General features: G+C 74.1%; 13 protein-coding genes. 5 read left to right on the forward strand and 8 right to left on the reverse strand.

Translation table 11 applies throughout. The annotated features are described in order from the left end of the window. The first annotated feature begins 9 nt into the window (after positions 1 to 9). From rsmG to ACFU9E_RS16290, 4 genes are all read left to right on the forward strand, one after another. Positions 10 to 849 (forward strand): 16S rRNA (guanine(527)-N(7))-methyltransferase RsmG, encoded by an 840-nt coding sequence (gene rsmG / locus ACFU9E_RS16275; protein ID WP_380715083.1) that lies wholly within the window; start codon positions 10 to 12, stop codon positions 847 to 849. A 258-nt stretch (positions 850 to 1,107) separates the two neighbouring features. Beyond that, entirely contained in the window at positions 1,108 to 2,082 is a 975-nt protein-coding gene (locus ACFU9E_RS16280; RefSeq protein WP_380689705.1) for a ParA family protein, read from the forward strand. Continuing rightward, on the forward strand, positions 2,079 to 3,167 hold the full coding sequence (locus ACFU9E_RS16285; RefSeq protein WP_380689703.1) for a ParB/RepB/Spo0J family partition protein: 1,089 nt from the start codon (positions 2,079 to 2,081) through the stop codon (positions 3,165 to 3,167). The genes ACFU9E_RS16280 and ACFU9E_RS16285 overlap by 4 nt, the downstream gene beginning before the upstream one ends. A 127-nt stretch (positions 3,168 to 3,294) precedes the next feature. Continuing rightward, the gene (locus ACFU9E_RS16290; protein WP_380689701.1) at positions 3,295 to 3,912 is read left to right on the forward strand and encodes a GNAT family N-acetyltransferase; all 618 of its coding nucleotides are present in this window, start codon (positions 3,295 to 3,297) and stop codon (positions 3,910 to 3,912) included. A gap of 104 nt (positions 3,913 to 4,016) precedes the next feature. Here ACFU9E_RS16290 and trxA read toward each other — a convergent pair whose 3' ends face one another. The 7 genes from trxA to ACFU9E_RS16325 all read right to left on the reverse strand — a co-directional run bounded on the left by trxA (position 4,017) and on the right by ACFU9E_RS16325 (position 14,797). Then, positions 4,017 to 4,343, reverse strand: a complete 327-nt coding sequence (gene trxA, locus ACFU9E_RS16295) for a thioredoxin (protein ID WP_380684532.1) — start codon at positions 4,341 to 4,343, stop codon at positions 4,017 to 4,019. Positions 4,344 to 4,478: 135 nt separating this feature from the next. Further along, positions 4,479 to 5,444: a thioredoxin-disulfide reductase gene (trxB, locus tag ACFU9E_RS16300; protein ID WP_355362515.1), complete on the reverse strand. Its 966-nt coding sequence runs from the start codon at positions 5,442 to 5,444 to the stop codon at positions 4,479 to 4,481. A 173-nt stretch (positions 5,445 to 5,617) separates the two neighbouring features. Continuing rightward, positions 5,618 to 6,538, reverse strand: a complete 921-nt coding sequence (locus ACFU9E_RS16305; RefSeq protein ID WP_380684533.1) for a hypothetical protein — start codon at positions 6,536 to 6,538, stop codon at positions 5,618 to 5,620. Continuing rightward, entirely contained in the window at positions 6,535 to 7,305 is a 771-nt protein-coding gene (gene sigM, locus ACFU9E_RS16310; protein ID WP_380684534.1) for an RNA polymerase sigma factor SigM, read from the reverse strand. The genes ACFU9E_RS16305 and sigM overlap by 4 nt, the downstream gene beginning before the upstream one ends. Before the next feature lie 46 nt (positions 7,306 to 7,351). Continuing rightward, a complete protein-coding gene (locus tag ACFU9E_RS16315) occupies positions 7,352 to 9,436 on the reverse strand; it encodes a serine/threonine protein kinase (RefSeq protein ID WP_380684535.1) in 2,085 nt (694 codons plus the stop codon). A 231-nt stretch (positions 9,437 to 9,667) separates the two neighbouring features. Next, on the reverse strand, positions 9,668 to 12,217 hold the full coding sequence (gene murJ, locus ACFU9E_RS16320) for a murein biosynthesis integral membrane protein MurJ (RefSeq protein ID WP_380684536.1): 2,550 nt from the start codon (positions 12,215 to 12,217) through the stop codon (positions 9,668 to 9,670). A gap of 57 nt (positions 12,218 to 12,274) precedes the next feature. Then, positions 12,275 to 14,797 (reverse strand): DUF6049 family protein, encoded by a 2,523-nt coding sequence (locus tag ACFU9E_RS16325; protein WP_380684537.1) that lies wholly within the window; start codon positions 14,795 to 14,797, stop codon positions 12,275 to 12,277. Positions 14,798 to 15,178: 381 nt separating this feature from the next. On the opposite strand from ACFU9E_RS16325, the gene ACFU9E_RS16330 reads away from it, so the two are divergent. Continuing rightward, a complete protein-coding gene (locus ACFU9E_RS16330; RefSeq protein ID WP_380684538.1) occupies positions 15,179 to 16,600 on the forward strand; it encodes a CCA tRNA nucleotidyltransferase in 1,422 nt (473 codons plus the stop codon). Positions 16,601 to 16,680: 80 nt separating this feature from the next. Here the strand turns inward: ACFU9E_RS16330 and ACFU9E_RS16335 are convergent, their stop codons facing one another. Further along, positions 16,681 to 17,787, reverse strand: coding sequence for a hypothetical protein (locus tag ACFU9E_RS16335; RefSeq protein WP_380686379.1), 1,107 nt, complete (start codon positions 17,785 to 17,787; stop codon positions 16,681 to 16,683). Between the last annotated feature and the right edge of the window lie 20 nt (positions 17,788 to 17,807).

Below are 17,807 nucleotides of genomic sequence, written 5' to 3' on the forward strand. Positions count from 1 at the left end.
GAGTTCGAGATGGACACGGAGAGCGCGCCTGCCGGCGGGCCGGGGACGGGCGACGGCGGTCCGGGTGCCGAGGACGCGGCCGTCGGCGGGCGTCCGGCGGTCGAGCCGCCGCCCGCGCCGCCGGCCGTCGCACGGGAGGTCTTCGGCGAGCGGTACGACGCCGCGGTCCGTTACACCGAGCTGCTGGCGACCGCGGGGGTGACCCGGGGGCTGATCGGGCCGCGCGAGGTGCCCCGGCTCTGGGACCGCCATGTGCTGAACTGCGCCGTCCTCGCCGAGCTGCTGCCGGCCGGGACCACGCTCTGCGACGTCGGCTCCGGTGCCGGTCTGCCCGGTATCCCGGTGGCGCTGGCGCGGCCGGACGTCTCGGTGACCCTGCTGGAGCCGCTGCTGCGGCGCACCACCTTCCTGGAGGAGGTGGTCCGCGAGCTGGGGCTGGAGAACGTCACCGTGCTGCGCGGCCGGGCCGAGGAGATGGTCGGCAAGCTGGCGGTGGACGTGGTGACCGCGCGCGCGGTGGCGCCGATGGAGCGGCTGGCCGGCTGGGGGCTGCCGCTGCTGCGGCCGCACGGCCAGATGCTGGCGCTCAAGGGCGACAGCGCCGAGCAGGAGCTGGCCGACTCCCGGGCCGGGCTGGCGAAGCTCGGCGCGGTCGAGTGGGCGGTGATCGCGGTCGGCGAGGGCACCCTGGAGACCTCGACCCGGGTGGTCCAGGTCAAGGTGGGGGAGAGCCCGGGCGGCGTGAAGGCGGCGACCCGCCGGGCCAGGGCGGCGGCCAGGGCCGGCCGCTCCGGCGCCCCGGCGCGCGGTGCGGACCGCGGCCGGACGCCCCGGCGGCGCGGCCGCTGAGCCGGACGTGATGCCTGCCACGGGCGGGGAGGTCCTCCGACCTCCCCGCCCGTGGCGTTCCCGGGGATCGACGGCATCCGGGTGACGGGCGGGCGGACGACAGGACGACATCGGACCACCGGAGTGTCGCATCGTCAGAATTCCGACATTGCGGGCATGGTGTTTCACGTGAAACGTCGCTCTCTCCTCTCGGGAATCCTCGCGCGCAGCCGGGCGGCGACTGTTGCCGCTCCGGTTTCACGTGAAACACTGAGCCCCATGCAGGACTCGGAGACCATCGACCAGATCGATGACACGCCCATCGCGCGTGCTGCCCAGGCTGCGGTCCAGGCCATCGGCCGAGCGGGCGAGGGACTGCCCCGCCCCGCGGCCACCCGGGTGATGGTGGTGGCCAACCAGAAGGGCGGGGTGGGCAAGACCACCACCACCGTCAACCTCGCCGCCTCGCTGGCCATGCACGGCCTGCGCGTCCTGGTGATCGACCTCGACCCGCAGGGCAACGCCTCGACCGCGCTCGGCATCGACCACCACGCCGAGGTGCCCTCGATCTACGACGTCCTGGTGGAGGGCAAGCCGCTGGCCGACGTGGTGCAGCCGGTGGTCGAGGTCGAGGGACTGTTCTGCGTCCCCGCCACCATCGACCTGGCCGGCGCCGAGATCGAGCTGGTGTCGCTGGTCGCCCGGGAGAGCCGGCTGCAGCGCGCCATCGCCGCCTACGAGCAGCCGCTGGACTACATCCTGATCGACTGTCCGCCCTCGCTGGGCCTGTTGACGGTCAACGCCCTGGTCGCCGGCCAGGAGGTGCTGATCCCGATCCAGTGCGAGTACTACGCGCTGGAGGGTCTCGGCCAGCTGCTGCGCAACGTGGAGCTGGTCCGGGCACACCTCAACCAGGCGCTGCACGTCTCCACCATCCTGCTCACCATGTACGACGCCAGGACCAGGCTGGCGGCCCAGGTGGCGGAGGAGGTCCGGACGCACTTCCAGCAGGAGGTCCTGCACACCGCGATCCCGCGCTCGGTCCGCATCTCGGAGGCGCCCAGCTACGGTCAGACGGTGCTCACCTACGACCCGGGCTCCACCGGCGCGCTCTCCTACCTGGAGGCCGCCCGGGAGCTGGCGCTGCGGGCGGTGCCCGCGGGGGCCGGCGGCTCGTTGGTGGGGCAGCAGCGGGACGGTTCGGGGCAGGGTGCCCCGGGGGCACAGCACGGTACGACGGAGGGCAATCGGTGAGTGGTGGTCGCAGGGGTCTGGGACGGGGGCTGGGGGCGCTGATCGGCCCCGCCGCCCCGGCGGGCGGTGGAGCCGGGACCGGCACCGCGGCGCAGCCGGCGGCGGCCCCGGTGGTCCCGTCCGGGGCGGTCTCGCCGGCCGCGGTGCCGGTGTTGCCGTCCGGCCGGGGAACGCTGGCGGCCAAGGCGGCCGCGGAGAGCCTGCGGGAGCAGGCCGCCGGGGCGGAACCGGCGGCGCCGGCCGGCGCCTACTTCGCCGAGCTGCCGCTGGACGCGATCACCCCGAACCCGCGCCAGCCGCGCGAGGTGTTCGACGAGGACAAGCTGAGCGAGCTGGTCACCTCGATCAAGGAGGTGGGTCTGCTCCAGCCGGTGGTGGTGCGCCAGGTGGCGCCCGGACGCTTCGAGCTCATCATGGGCGAGCGGCGCTGGCGGGCCTCCCGGGAGGCCGGGCTGGAGCTGATCCCGGCGATCGTCCGGGCCACCGAGGACGACAAGCTGCTGCTGGACGCCCTGCTGGAGAACCTGCACCGGGCCGAGCTGAACGCGCTGGAGGAGGCGGCCGCCTACGACCAGCTGCTGCGGGACTTCTCCTGCACCCACGAGGAGCTGGCCGACCGGATCGGCCGCTCGCGTTCGCACGTGTCCAACACCCTGCGGATGCTGAAGCTCTCGCCGAAGGTGCAGCGCCGGCTGGTCGCCGGGACGATCACGGCCGGGCACGCCCGGGCGATCGTCGGGCTCGCGGTCCCCGAGCAGCAGGAGGAACTCGCCACCCGGGTGATCGCCGAGGGGCTCACCGTCCGGATGACCGAGGAACTCGTCCTGCTGATGAAGAGCGAGGAACCGACGCCCAAGCGCTCGGCCGCGCCCAAGGCGGGCAGGATCCTCTCACCGGCCTTCAACGACCTGGCGAGCCGGCTCTCCGACCGCTTCGACACCCGGGTGAAGGTCGAGGTCTCGCAGCGGGGCGGCAAGCTCGGCAAGGGCAAGGTCGTCCTGGAGTTCGGCTCGGTGGAGGACCTCAACCGGATCCTGGACAGCATGGCGCCCGGCGACGACGGGCTGCGGTTGTCGCAGGGCTGAGCCGGGTCGGCACCGCGGTGGCGATGATGGGTGCATGTTCCGCGTGAGCGCTGTTTCACGTGGAACATGCACCCGTCGGCGTTCGGGGGGAATGCTCGACTGTGGAGTGGACGAGGAGGTGCGGGGCATGGGACGCCGGATCGTTCCGCTGACGCTGGACAACCTCGCGGATCTGCCGTCGACCTGCCGCTCCTGTGTGTTCTGGGAGCTGGACCCGGTCAGTGGCCGGGCGGCGGTCGAGTCCGGCAAGCCCGAGCTGGAGAAGGAGGGGTGGATCTCCGCCGTCCTGCTGGAATGGGGGTCCTGCGGCCGGGTGGTCTACGTGGACGACCAGCCGGCCGGCTTCGTGCTCTACGCCCCGCCGGCGTATGTGCCGCGGGCGCAGTCCTTCCCGACCAGCCCGGTCTCCTCGGACGCCGTTCAGCTGATGGTCAGCCGGGTGCTGCCGGGCTTCCAGCGGCAGGGGATCGGGCGGGTGCTGGTGCAGACGGTGGCCAAGGACCTGCTGGGCCGGGGGTTCCGGGCGATCGAGGCCTTCGGCGCGGTGGGGCGCCGGCCGGTCAGCTGTGTGCTGCCGGCCGAGCACCTGCTGGCGGTGGGCTTCAAGACGGTCCGCCCGCACCACCGCTACCCGCGGCTCCGGCTGGAGGCGCGGACCACGCTCTCCTGGCGGGGGGACGTCGAGGGGGCGCTGGAGCGGCTGCTGGGCGGCGGGCGGAAGGAACCGGCGCTGCGGCCGTTCTGAGCACGGTTCTCCGGGCGAGCGCGGCAACGGACGAGGGCCGGCAACGGACGAGGGCGGGACTCCCGGTGGGGAGTCCCGCCCTCGCGGCGTCCTGGGGAGCGGCCTCAGATCAGGCCGTCCAGCTCGCGCAGCAGCGCGGCCTTCGGACGGGCACCGGTGATCTGCTTCACCGGCTCGCCGTTCTTGAAGAGGATCAGCGTCGGGATGGAGATGACGTTGTACGTCGCGGCGGTCTGCTGGTTGGCGTCGACGTCCAGCTTGGCGATCGTCAGCTTGTCCTTCTCGTCGGCCGCGATCTCCTCCAGGACCGGGGCCACCTGGCGGCACGGGCCGCACCATTCGGCCCAGAAGTCGACGAGGACGGGCTTGTCGCTCTTGAGGACGTCGGCATCGAACGTCGCGTCGGTCACGGTGGTGGTGGCGCCGGCCACGGTCACTCCTAAGGGTCAAACGGGAGGGGGGCTCTGCCAGGTCTACAACACCGCGCGGGGCGGTTCTGTTTCGGCCCGGCGGGGTGGGCGTGTTTCACGTGGAACACACCCACCCGGACGGTGGGGTCGGTGGGGTCAGACCGCGACGGTGGCGGCCTGGGCCTCCAGGTCGGCCAGCGAGGCCAGGTAGCGCTCGGCGTCCAGGGCGGCGGAGCAGCCGGTGCCGGAGGCGGTGATGGCCTGGCGGTAGGTGTGGTCGACGACGTCGCCGGCGGCGAAGACACCCGGGATGTTGGTGCGGGTGGAGGGGGACTCGACCTTGAGGTAGCCCTCGGCGTCGAGGTCCAGCTGGCCCTTGAAGAGCTCGGTGCGCGGGTCGTGGCCGATGGCGATGAACAGGCCGGTGACCGGGAGCTCACGGGTCTCGCCGGTGGTGGTGTCGCGCAGGGTGACACCGGACAGCTTGGGGTCGCCGTGGATGGCCTCGACCGCGCTGTCCCACTCGAAGCTGATCTTCTCGTCGGCGAAGGCGCGCTCCTGCATCGCCTTGGAGGCGCGCAGGGTGTCCCGGCGGTGGATGACCTTGACGCTGCGGGCGAAGCGGGAGAGGAAGGTCGCCTCCTCCAGGGCGGTGTCGCCGCCGCCGACCACCGCGATGTCCTGGTCGCGGAAGAAGAAGCCGTCACAGGTGGCGCACCAGGAGACGCCGCGGCCGGAGAGCGTGTCCTCGTTGGGCAGGCCCAGCTTGCGGTGCTGGGAGCCGGTGGTGACGATCACGGCGCGGGCCTTGTGGACGTTGCCCTCGGAGTCGGTGACGGTCTTGACGTCACCGGTGAGGTCCACGGCGACGATGTCGTCCGGGATCAGCTCGGCACCGAAGCGCTCGGCCTGCGCCCGCATGTTGTCCATCAGCTCCGGGCCCATGATGCCGTCCCGGAAGCCCGGGAAGTTCTCGACCTCGGTGGTGTTCATCAGCGCGCCACCGGCGGTGACGGCACCCTCGAAGACCAGCGGATTGAGGGAGGCACGGGCCGTGTAGAGCGCAGCCGTGTAGCCGGCCGGGCCGGAACCGATGATGATCACGTTACGGACGTCGCTCACTGCATCTCCTGGTTCGCATCGCGACCCGCGTTTGCTGCGGGGAGGGCGGTCCTGCTCCGCCGCCCGGGACAACGACTGACCAGTGTCTCGCATTCCCAGGAGGATCAGTACCAGGTGCCCGCACTCTGGGAGTGTCGCGCGGCCGACGGCATGGATCGCACGGGAACCATCGGTCAGCCGGCCGGGACGGTGCGGTGCAGCAGGAGCCCGCAGTCGGCGGAGCGGAGGTAGACGTCGAGCTGGTCGGAACGGCCGGGCAGGGCGTAGACGAGGAGCTCGGCGGGGGTGCCGGCGTAACTGCCGCGGCCGGTGGCCAGCAGGGCGGCGGTGCTGGGCGGCGGGCAGGCCGGTGCGGAGCGGCCGCCGCCGGACAGGCCCTGGCCGCTCCCGGCGGGCGGGGCGGCGCTCACGTCGGAGCCGCTCGCGGAACCGGCATCGGCGCCGGCGCCGATGGAGGGCTTGGCGGGCAGGACGGGCCGGCCGCCGGCGGTTTCGGCGAGCAGCTCCCGGACCTGTGCGGTGAGCTGCTCCTCCCGGTAGACGGTGCCGTAGGGGGCCGGGTCGGCCTTGGCGGCGGCCGAGGTGCTCGGGGCGGCGGCGTTGGCGGCGACGGTGGAGTCGTGCTTCGGTGAGTGGGCGGAGAGCGACAGGAAGGCGCCGCCGAGGCCGAGGACGAGCAGCGCGGCGGCCGAGCCGAGCAGCAGGGTCCGGCGGCGCCGGGGGCGGGCGGTCCGGCCCGGTCCGGTGGCGGCGGCGGGCCGGGCCGGCGGGGCGGTCGGCGGGGCCGGCAGCGGGGCCGGCAGGGGAGAGGCCGGGGAGGGCACAGCGGCGTCCTGGGCCGCCGCGGCCACGAGGGCGGCGTCGATCCGGGCGGCGACGTCGGCCGGCATGGCCGGGGGCTCGTCCTCGGCGAGCAGCAGTCGCACCTCGGCGAGCGCGGCCAGGGTCTCCCGGCACTCGGCGCAGCCGGTCAGGTGCCCGCGCAGCGCATCGGTGTCGGCGGGCGGGAGCAGGTCCTCGGCGAGGTCGGCCAGCTCGTCGACGGAGGGGTGCGCGTCCGCGGCGGGGTCGGGGGAGGAGAGGGGCGCCGTCATCGCGTGCTCGCGTCTCCTTCCAGAATCGGCCGGGCTGGGTCCGGGACTGTCCCTGTGACGGTACGGGGCCCGGGTGGGTTCCCGGGTGGGCGGCCGGCGCCGGGGGCGGCGGACGTTGTTTCACGTGAAACATCGGCGGCCCGGGCCGCGGCGCCCGACCCGGCGCCGTCCTCGGCGCGCTCTTCCGCGCGCTCCTCGCGCAGGTGCCGGACGAGTGGCAGCAGCCGGGCGCGGCCCCGGGCGCAGCGGCTCTTCACCGTGCCGACCGGTACTCCCAGCAGCGCGGCGGCCTCGGCGACGGGGTAGCCCTGCATGTCGACCAGGACGAGCGCGGCCCGCTGCTCGGCGGGCAGCTCGGCGAGCGCGGCGGACACCTCGCGGTGCACCTCGGCGCGGACCACCGGGGAGTCGGCCGGCTCGGCGGAGCCGACCAGGGCGTCCAGCCGCCGCGGGTCGTCGTCGAGCGGCTTGGTCCTGCGGGTGGCGGTGCGCCGGGCGCGGTCGAGGCAGGCGTTGACCACGATCCGGTGCAGCCAGGTGGTGACGGCCGAGCGGCCCTGGAAGGTGCGGGCGGAGCGGAAGGCCGAGACCAGGGCGTCCTGCAGGGCGTCGGCGGCCTCCTCGCGGTCGCCGAGGGTGCGCAGCGCGACGGCCCAGAGCCGGTCGCGGTGGCGGTTCACCAGGAGGCCGAAGGCCTCCCGGTCGCCCGCGACGTGCCGGGAGAGGAGCGCCGCGTCGTCGTCGCGCCCCGGTCCGTCCTCCGCCACGTCCACCCCTCGCCGTTCGTGCCGCGCCGCCGCTCCGCTCCGCGGGTCAGCCGAAGACCTTCGCGTCCAGGACGTGGGCCTGGTACTTGCCCGCGTCCTTGGTGCCGGACGGGTTCTGGGACAGGCTGGTCAGCCAGACCAGGACGTAGCGGGTGGTGACCGGCTCGTCCAGCTCGTACTCGATGGTGGTGCCGGCCTGCTTGCCGAGGACCGTGAAGTCGCCCGGCCGCGCCGTCGGCGGGTTGGCGACGTTCTTGCCCGGGACCCGGAGCTCGGCCGTGGTGGGGGTGCCGAACTTGAGGGCCACCTTGGAGACCGGCTGCGCCGAGCCGAGGTCGAGCAGCAGCCCGGTGCCTTCCTTCGTCCTCGGGAAGGGGTCGTTGTACCAGTTGGTGATCCACTCGGTGCTCGGGTCCCCGTCGATCGCCTTGGGCAGGCTGGAGGAGCCTTCCGGGCCGTCGCCCAGCGGGTTGAAGGAGATCGCCTCCTTGACCGCGATCGGCACCGGGTCGTGGGTCGCCGCGTGGGCGCTGGGGGTGGCGGTGGTGCTGCTGGGCTGGGGGACCGCGGCGGCGGTGCTCCCCGGGCGCATGCTGTCCACCAGCTGCCAGGAGGCCACGCCGATGGCGCCGAGGGCGACCGTCCAGGCGGTCACCTTGACCACCCGGCGCAGCCGCCGTCCGGCGCGCCGCACCGGGGCCGCCACCGGGGCGGGCGCGGTGCCGGGGGCGGCGACCACCCGGGTCGGGTTGGGCGCGGTCGGCAGGGCGTGGGTGTTGTGCCGCGGCGGGTTGGTGAAGACCGGCAGCTCGGGCTCGGGCTGGCGGATCCGCGGCATCAGCGCGATCGCCCGGGCGAGGGCCTCGGGGGTGGTGATCGGCTCGGCGTGGTGCGGCGGGTGGTCGAGCAGGGCCCGGGCGGCCAGCTCGGACAGGCCCTTGTGGACCCCGGCCCGGACCTGGTCGGGCGCGACCTCGCCGATGTTCCTGGGCAGGCCCTGGAGGTCGTAGCGGTCCTCGGGGTAGGGCCAGCGGTGGGTGAGCGCGGCGAACAGCAGGGCGCCGATGGCCCGGGTGTCGGAGCGCTCGGCGTCCTCGGTGTCCTCGGTGGGCAGGCCGCGCAGGGCGGCGTCCACCGCGATGCCGTTGATCCGGTACTGACCGCTGTCGGTGCGCAGCACGCAGCGCGGGGTGAGCCGCAGGTGGGCCTGGCCGCGCCGGTGGGCGGCGGCCACCGCGTCGGTGACCTGGCGGACCATCTGGTAGGCCTCGTGCGGCTCCATCGGGCCGTCGGCGAGCAGCTTGGCGAGGTCGGAGGCGTGCGGCAGCCACTCGCGCACGACGTAGACCAGCTCGCCCTCTTGGACGGCGTCCAGGACCTGGACGAAGCGCGGGTCGCCGAGCAGGGCGGCGGACTTGGCGGCGGCCAGCACCTTGCGGGCGCGCTGGTGGCCGGCGGCCATCAGGTGGACGCCGACGGCGCGGCGCAGCTTCTCGTCGACCGCGCGCCAGCTGCTGAAGGTCTCGGTGGAGGAGATGCACTCCTCCAGCCGGTAGCGGTGGCCGATGAGGTCGCCGCTGTGCCGCAGCGGGGCGGGCAGGGTCTGCGGGAGGGTGGCGGTGTCCCGGGGGTCGTGGGTGGGCTGCGGGTCCCGGGGCGGGCGCTTGGCGGCGGGGCGGTCGGTGGACCTGGCGGACCCGGCGGATTCGGCGGCCCGGCGGGCGGCGTCACCGGCGGCCAGTTCGGCGGCGATCTCGGTGGCCGAGAGCGGGGCGGTGATCTCCGAGGTCTCCTCGGCGACGGCCGGGGCCTCGGAGGCCGGTCCGCCGTCCTCGGCGGGCTCCTCGGCGTCGGCGGTACCGGCGTCGGCGTCCGTGTCGTGCTCGTCGGCGGGTTCGCCTCCGGACGCGCCCTTCGCGGAGACCGGTGCCTTCCCGGTGGCCGCCGTCTTCCCGGCGCCCGTGGAGGCCTTCCCGGCGCTCTTGGCGGAGCGCTCGTCGGTCGAGGAGCCGGCCGCGGTGGCCCGGGCCGTGCCGTCGGCGAGTTCGTCGATCGCCGCGGCCAGCGCGGCCTCGTCCGCCGCGCCGTCAGCTGCTGACGTGTCGACGACCGCCTTGGTGCCATCAGCCACCGTGGTCCAGCCTCCCCTTGTGTCGCCCCGGGCCTGAGAGAGAGTCGTGCGGAGCGCTTCGGCCGGTGGCCCCGGTGCTCCAGGACAATTGTGCCCACTGTTCTCCACCGGGTACGACCGCCGAAAGGTCTGCGCGGTTGCCTGTTGGTGGAGAGATGTGATGCAGATCGGCATCGGGCCGCCGGGCGCCGGCCCGGGACGGTCCGGGGAGCGCGGCGGCCCGATGCCGGGTCAGCGGCCCAGTCGGCCGCGCACCATACCCAGCATGGCGTTCAGCTCCTCGATCCGCAGCCGCTTGGCGATGAGCACGAAGACGGCCAGCTGGAGGCCGCCGGCCAGCACGACGGTCAGCACGGCCCCGGCCCAGCCACCGACCACCCGGGTGATCGCGAGGCTCGCGCCCAGCCCCACCAGGGCCGCCGGGACGGAGGCCGTGGCGAGCCGGGAGTAGGTCTTGCCGATCCGCTTGGTGTCCAGGCCGCCGATCTTCTTCTTCAGCTTGGGCACCGCGACCGTCACCCCGACGGCGTAGGCGAGGCCGTAGCCGAGCGCCATTCCGGTGACCGTCCACTCGGCGGGCAGCAGCACCCAGCAGAGCAGCGAGAAGCCGGCCTGGCAGGCCGCCACCCAGACGGTGTTGGAGAACGGCGTGCGGGTGTCCTCGTAGGCGTAGAAGCCGCGGAGCATCACGTACTGCGCCGAGTAGGGGATCAGGCCCAGGGCGAAGGCGGAGAGCATCAGGCCCACGTTGCGGGCGTTGTCCAGGGCGGTGTCGCCGCCGCCCACCGCGTAGATGGCCTGGCCGATGGCCGGGCCGAGCGAGAGGAAGAGGAACGCCGCCGGGACGACCGCGACGGCCGTGGTGCGCAGCCCGTAGGAGAGGTCGTCGCGCACGGCGCCGGCGTCCTCGTCGGCGGCCGCGCGGGACAGCCGGGGCAGCACCGCGCTCATGATCGAGACGGTGATGACGGCCTGCGGGAGCTGCCAGATCAGCAGGGCGTTGGAGAAGGCCGCGAGGCCGACGCCGCCGTGGCCGCCCGCCTCGGCGTCACTGCCGGCGGCGGTGGCCAGCTGGGTGATGACCAGGAAGCCGGCCTGGTTGGCGAGCACGAAGAAGAACGTCCACTTGGCCAGCCGGGCCGCCTTGCCCAGACCGTGGCCGCGCCAGTCGAAGCGCGGGCGGAAGGAGAAGCCGGCCGCCCGCAGGTAGGGGATCATCGCCAGCGACTGCACCGCGAGGCCCACCAGGGTGCCGATGCCGAGCAGTCGGACACCCTCGGGGGTGATGGTCTCCGGGGTGACGTGGGTGCCGTCGAAGCCGCCGTAGACCCAGATGTAGGCACTGAAGGTGAAGATCACCACGATGTTGTTGAGGACCGGCGTCCACATCATCGCGCCGAACCGGCCGCGGGCGTTGAGGATCTGGCCCATCACCACGTGGATGCCCATGAAGAAGATGGTCGGCAGGCAGTACCGGGCCAGGGCCACGGTGGTGTCCGCGCGGGCCGGGTCCTCCATCATCGAGTGGGCGATCAGCTGGACGAGCACCGGTGCCCCGAGCACGGCCAGGAAGACCACGCCGGCCAGGCCGACCATCACCAGGGTGAGCAGCCGGTTGGCGTAGGCGGTGCCGCCGTCCGCGTCGTTCTTCATGCTGCGGACCAGCTGCGGCACGAAGACGGCGTTCAGCGCGCCGCCGCCGATCAGGATGTAGAGCAGGGTCGGCAGGGTGTTGGCCGCGTTGTAGGAGTCACCCATCACGGCGATGCCGATCGCGCCGGCGATCACCATGGTGCGCAGGAAGCCGGTGCCCCGGGAGACCAGGGTGCCGGCCGCCATGATCGCACTGGAGTTCAGCAGCGAGGCGACCTTGCCGCCGCCGGAGGTCTTCCCGGCGTCGTCCAGGGGGGCGGCGGGGGCGGACTGCTCCTCGGCCGCGAGGTCGGCGAGCGGCTCCACCGCGGGCGGCAGCTGCACCGCGGCCACCTGCATGGTGGCCTCGTCCTCGGCGAGCGGCGGGTCGAACTCGATCGGCGGGACGAAGGGGCGGTGCCCGTCCGGACCGTGGCCGCCGGGGTGGCCGCCGGGGCCGGGTCCGTACGGGGCCTGCGGTCCGTGCTGCGGTCCGTGCTGCCCCGGGTACGCGCCGGCCGGGGGGAACGGCGCGGGCGGGGCGGGCGGGACCGGCGCGGCGGGCGGCTGGGGGGCCGCCGGCTGCTGGGCGGGGGACTGCTGGGCCGGCGGGCGGGGCGCCTCGGCGGTCACCTGGTTCCCGCCGAACAGCGCGTCCACGCCGACGTACTCGGTCGACTCGGAGTCCCAGGCGGAGTGCGCCGGTCCGGGCTGCCACTGCGGCTCACCGCCCCAGCCGGGGGCCGGAGCACCCGGCGCACCCGGACCCGCGGGAGCGGCCGGACCCGCCGGGGCGGCGTCCCGCGGATGCCCGTCGCGCCAGCCGGCCGGCGCCGGGGTGTCCCAGCCGGGCTGCACCGGCGGCACCGGCGGGGAGAACGGCGTCGGCGGCACCGGCGCCGGGTAGTCACCGCCGTGCGGCGGTAGCTGCGGCGGCACGTCGTACGCGGCCGCCGGCTGCTGCGGCGCGGCGGGCCGGGCGGCCCGCAGGCCGTACGGGTCCTGCTCGCCAGGACCGCCCTGGTACGCGTCGGCCGCGTACGGGTCCTGGGCGTAGGTGTCGGCCACGTACCAGTCGCCGGACGGCGACTCGGCGCCCGGACGGACCTCTCCGCGGCCCGGAGGCCGCTCCTCGCTGCGCCCGGTCATGTCACCTCTTCGCTGTCGTGGGGGAGGCCGCCCCGGGGTCGGGCGGTATCGGCGGTGTCAAGGACCAACCTTCTCATCACTGGTGGCCCGATCCCGGCCATCCGCGCTGCCGTGGTGCGGTGTCCGAGCGGCCGGGCCGGCCCGGTCCGTGGCGGCGCCGGGGCCGTCGTCGCGCTCCGGCCCGTTCTCCGGCCCGTCCGCCGGGTCCTCGTCCGGTCCGTTCCCGGGGCCGTCGCCCGGTCCTCCGGCCGGTCCTTCGCCCGATCCGCCGTCCGGTCCGTCCGCCGGGGCGAGCGGCGCGTCGCCCTCGTCGTCGTGCGCCACCCGGCGCTTGCGCTGGCGCAGGAACCGCACGGCCGCGAGCAGGAGCAGCACCGCGCCGCCGCCGAAGACGTACAGCACGCCGTTGGTGACCGAGGTGACGTCGACCCGGAAGACCACCGGCTCGCCGTACGGCTTCGGGTCGGGCCCGGTGGTGTACAGCTGGGCGGTCATGCTCACCGGCCCGTTGTTCTTCGCCTCGGCCGGGAACCGCAGGGTGACGCTCTGCGAGGCGGGCAGCACCAGTTCCTCCGCCGGCATCTCGACCCGGAGCCGGTTGGGCTGGCCCGGGGTCAGCACCAGCTTGAGGTTGGTGACCGTCTGGGTGAGGTCGTTGCGGACGCTGACCTGGAGCACACCGGTGTCCCCGGCGAAGGTGATGACGCGCTTCGGCGGCACCTTCACCGCTTCGGTGAGTTCCTTGAGGTAGTGCTTCACGCCGGCGCGGTAGACGGTGCCGGCCGGGGCGTCGGCGCGCCACTCGGTCGACAGCGAGCGGACCATGGCCGCGCTGAACGGCCCGCGCACCCGCTGCGGCAGGGTCAGCACCCGCATCAGCGTGTCCAGGTCGGACTGGATCCCGGTCGTGGTGGTCAGGTCGGCGGCGGACAGCTCGGAGTCGCGGATCCGGGCCGGGTAGTCGGCGGGCGTCGGGACGGTGGTGTTGGCCTTGGGGTCGGGCGTCGCCCCGGCGAGCGCGTCCAGCTTCGCCGGCTCCAGCCACTTGCCGTCCTGGGCCGCCTGGAGGGCGTTGGCCAGCACCTTGGCGGTGCCGGCGGTGAGCTCGCGCGGCGGCATGACGAGCAGGCCGCGCGGGTTCTGCGGCTCCTGCCGGGAGATCACGAAGGTCTCGGCGAGGAACCGCTGCATCGCCAGGGTCTGGTTCTGCGGGGTCGCCAGGTCCTCCTCGAACAGCGAGGAGACCAGCTGGTCGGCGACCACCGCGGTCTGCCCGTTGCCGATCGGCCGGGTGGCCGCGGGGGTGTACTTCAGCGCGTCCGACTCGGGCATGCTCGCGCCGTTCACCAGCACCAGGCCGGCGCCGGCGCGCTGGGCGACCGAGGCGATCCGCTGGTCCAGGTAGCCCCGGTAGGGCCAGGCGACGTCGGCCCGGGTGTCCACCGAGAGCCGGCCCTCGACGGTCAGCCGGCCGGCGGTGGCGGCCTTGCCGAGCGCGGCGTCGATGCCCTCCAGCTCGGCGGCGTTGTGCGCGATCGAGGCGAGGTCCGGATCGGCGTAGGGCAGCGCCACCACCTGGGTGCCGGGCTTGGCGACGGCGGCCCGCAGCTTCTCCAGCCAGGCCGTGGCGGCGGCGGTGCCGGTGCCGCGGACCGTGTTGTCGTCCTTGGCCGCGTTGCCCTCGGTGCCGGGCTTCTGCACCCGGTAGTCCTTGGTCATCGCGAACGCGGTGTCCAGCAGGTCCGGGTCGACCACCCAGGTCAGCCCGGTCATCGTGGAGCCCGTCTCGACCAGCGCGTTCAGCCGGCCGCCGGGCGCGAACTCGGCGGCCAGGCTGTCGTCCCGCAGCACCGGGACGGTCTGGTCGTTGTCGGAGAGGGTCTGCGCGGCCAGCACGGGAGCGTGCACCAGCGGCCAGATGGTGGTGACCTTGGACGGCTGCGCCTCGGCCGGGGTCGGGTTGTAGGGCAGGAAGGTGCGGCTGATGCCCAGCGGGCGGTCGCGCGGGTTGTCGGTGGTCGAGCCCCAGACGTCCACCGCCAGCTCGTACACGCCCTCGGTGGTGAGCTGGAGGTCGGAGACGGCCACGCTCAGCGTGTACGGCTGGCTCTGGCCGGGGCCGAGCTCGTTCAGCGCGTACTGCGGGCTGTCCAGCGAGATGCCGTCCGATCCCTGCGGGGTGGTCCGGCTCACCACCCCGGCGAGCTCGCTGCGGGTGGTGAGCGGCTTGCCCGCCCAGGGCTTGCGGACCGTCGCGTGCGCGGACTTGAGGACGGACTTCCCGCCGTTGGTGACGTGCCCGGAGATGGTCACGATGCCGTTGGGGACGGCCACCGGCTTGTTCACCGACTCGATGGTCATCGTCACCGGGTACTCGGCGCTGACCGTCGACTCGGACACCTGGGCCGATCCGCCGGCCGCGGCGACCGGGGCCGCCGCGGCGGCCGGGAGGCCGGGCAGCGCCGTACCGAGCACCAGCGCGGCGCCGAGGGCACCGGCCAGCCGTCGGGCTGCTCGTCGCAGGATCCGCCGGGGGCGGTCGTCCACCCGCTGTTCCGGGTGCCGTGCCGGCTCACTCACGCGGTCCGCCCTCGCTCACGGGTTCGCCCTCGCCGTTCTCGATCGCTGCTGCTGGTGCCGTGCTGCTGCGGATGTTCCGCCGGCGGTGGTGGATGCCGTGAGGATCAGCCGTGAAGAAAACGTGGTCGCCCGTCGCCCGGGCGGCCATGACGGCGCACGGCACCGCGGCCCGCCGTCGGTGCCCCGGACTCGTTCCACCGGCATGGTAACGATGTGGTGAGGGGGGCGGTGTTGCGGGCCGGGGAGTGAGCGGGTGGAAACGCGCGGGCGGCCGGGCCGCCGGGCCACGTACCCTTGTGAGCCGTGTCCACTGCCAATGAGCCCACCGCCCACCCGACCGGCGCCCATCATTCCAGTTCCGCCGTCCAGGTCGTCCCCGGCCTGAGCGAGGCCCAGACCCTGGGGCTGCAGGAACTGCTGCGGGTGTCCCCGGTCGCCGACGAGATCGCCCGCCGGTTCCAGGCGGCCGGTCACCGGCTCGCGCTGGTCGGCGGCTCGGTCCGGGACGCCCTGCTGGGCCGGCTCGGCAACGACCTGGACTTCACCACCGACGCCCGCCCCGAGCAGGTGCTCAAGCTCGTCCGCGGCTGGGCCGACGCGGTCTGGGACGTCGGCATCGCCTTCGGCACGGTCGGCGCGCGCAAGGACACCCCGCAGGGCTCCTTCCTGATCGAGATCACCACCTACCGCTCCGAGGCGTACGACCGCACCTCCCGCAAGCCCGAGGTGACCTACGGCGACACCATCGGGGAGGACCTGGTCCGCCGCGACTTCACGGTCAACGCGATGGCCGTCGACCTGCCCGGCCGCGGCTTCGTCGACCCGCACCACGGCCTGGAGGACCTGGAGGCCCGGGTGCTGCGCACCCCCGCCACGCCCGAGGAGTCCTTCTCCGACGACCCGCTGCGGATGATGCGGGCCGCCCGGTTCGCCGCCCAGCTGGACTTCGACCCGGCCCCCGACGTGGTCGCCGCGATGACCGCGATGGCCGACCGGATCGCCATCGTCTCCGCCGAGCGGGTCCAGGCCGAGCTCAACAAGCTGCTGCTGGCCAAGCACCCGGTCAAGGGCCTGCGGCTGCTGGTCGACACCGGCCTGGCCGGCCACGTGCTGCCCGAGCTGCCCGCGCTGCAGCTGGAGCGCGACGAGCACCACCGGCACAAGGACGTCTACGAGCACTCGCTGACCGTCCTGGAGCAGGCCGTCGACCTGGAGCAGGACGGCCCGGACCTCACCCTGCGGCTGGCCGCGCTGCTGCACGACATCGGCAAGCCGCGCACCCGCCGCTTCGAGTCGGACGGCCGGGTCTCCTTCCACCACCACGAGGTGGTCGGCGCCAAGATGACCCGCAAGCGGATGCGTGACCTGAAGTACTCGAAGGAGCTCACCGAGGACGTCTCGCGCCTGGTGGAGCTGCACCTGCGCTTCCACGGCTACGGCGGCGGCGAGTGGACCGACTCGGCGGTGCGCCGCTACGTCACCGACGCCGGACCGCTGCTGGAGCGGCTGCACAAGCTGACCCGCTCGGACTGCACCACCCGGAACAAGAAGAAGGCCGCCGCGCTCTCCCGCACCTACGACGGACTGGAGGTGCGGATCGGCGAGCTCAAGGCGCAGGAGGAGCTGGACGCCGTCCGCCCGGCGCTGGACGGCAACCAGATCATGGAGCTGCTCGGCCTCAAGCCCGGCCCGATGGTCGGCAAGGCGTACAAGCACATGCTGGAGCTGCGGCTGGAGCACGGCCCGCTGGAGCACGAGGCCGCGGTGGCCGCGCTGCGCTCCTGGTGGGACGCCCAGCAGTAGGCCGTGTCCCGGGCCGCGGAGCGGTCGGCGGGGGCGGTCCCGGGTTCCTCCCGGGGCCGCCCCCGCCGCTTGCCAGGGGCTCAGAGCTTCTTCAGGCAGAGGACGAAGCTGAGCGCCTCGGTGCTGGACTCACGGGTGTAGGTGCTCTCGGTGCCGGTGACGTCGTCGCAGGCCTTCTCGTTGTCGCTGGTCGCGTAGACCTTCTTGAGCACCTTGTACTGGGCCCGGGTGTCGGAGCACGGCAGCATGGTGATCCGCGGGTTGGCGTCGTGGGTGGCCGAGGTGCCGTTCTCGTTGCGCAGGCAGTCGCCGGCCTTGGCGAAGTCGATGTCGCTGGGCACCTTGGAACCGGCCGACGGGGTCGGCAGGGTGATCGTCGGCACCGGCACCGGCGGCACCGAGGGGCTCGGCGCGTGGTTCGGCGAGAAGGTCGGCGCCGGGACGGTCACCGTGGTCGGCGTGGGCAGCACCAGCGGCCGGTACGGGTCGTCGTCGTGCCGGGCGCCGAGGAACGCGCCGGTCGCGATCAGGACGATCGTCGAGCCGATTCCGAGCACCGGCAGCAGCAGCATGAAGATGTGCGGGCGCCGGGTGAGCGGCACGCCCGGGTCGAGCTGCGGTCCGTGGGTGCCGGGCGCGGGCGGCGGCAGCTCCTTGATCCGGTTGTGGGCGGCGAGGTTCCGCAGCAGGGTGACCACGGTGAAGATCCCGGAGAGGTAGCCCCACCAGCCCTGGACCAGGGTGCGGGCCGACATGTCGCGGACCATCGCGGTGCCGCAGGTGCGGCAGTACGGTCCCGGCTGCTTCAGGAACCGCATGATGATGATGATGCCCTGGTGCCCCCGGACGGTGGTGTCGACGGCCGGGAAGCCGCCGCAGAACCGGCAGACCGGTCCGCCCGGGTGGGCGTAGCCGGCCGGCGCCGGATAGCCCCCGGCCTGCGGCGGGTAGCCCGCGGCCTGCGGCGGATAGGCGTAGCCGCCGGGCGGGGCCTGGTGGGGCACGCCGTAGCCGGGCGGCGCGGCCGGTGGCGGGGCGGCGGGGTAGCCGTAGCCGGCCGGCGCGGGGGCGGCCGGCGGCTGCGGGGCCGGGGCGCCGGCGTACGGGTTCCCGGTGGCGTACGGGTTGGCGCCGTCGGCGGGCGGCGTCGAGCCGTACGGCATCTGGGGCGGCGGCGGAACGGACAAGGGGATCCCCCGGAAGGAAG

This window comes from Kitasatospora sp. NPDC057595 (assembly GCF_042800875.1).
GTDB lineage: Bacteria > Actinomycetota > Actinomycetes > Streptomycetales > Streptomycetaceae > Kitasatospora.

Coding starts and splice junctions, on each gene's coding strand:
- rsmG (WP_380715083.1), top strand. CDS start 10: ATGGACACGGAGAGCGCGCCTGCCGGCGGGCCGGGGACGGGCGACGGC.
- ACFU9E_RS16280 (WP_380689705.1), top strand. CDS start 1,108: ATGCAGGACTCGGAGACCATCGACCAGATCGATGACACGCCCATCGCG.
- ACFU9E_RS16290 (WP_380689701.1), top strand. CDS start 3,295: ATGGGACGCCGGATCGTTCCGCTGACGCTGGACAACCTCGCGGATCTG.
- ACFU9E_RS16305 (WP_380684533.1), bottom strand. CDS start 6,538: ATGACGGCGCCCCTCTCCTCCCCCGACCCCGCCGCGGACGCGCACCCC.
- murJ (WP_380684536.1), bottom strand. CDS start 12,217: ATGACCGGGCGCAGCGAGGAGCGGCCTCCGGGCCGCGGAGAGGTCCGT.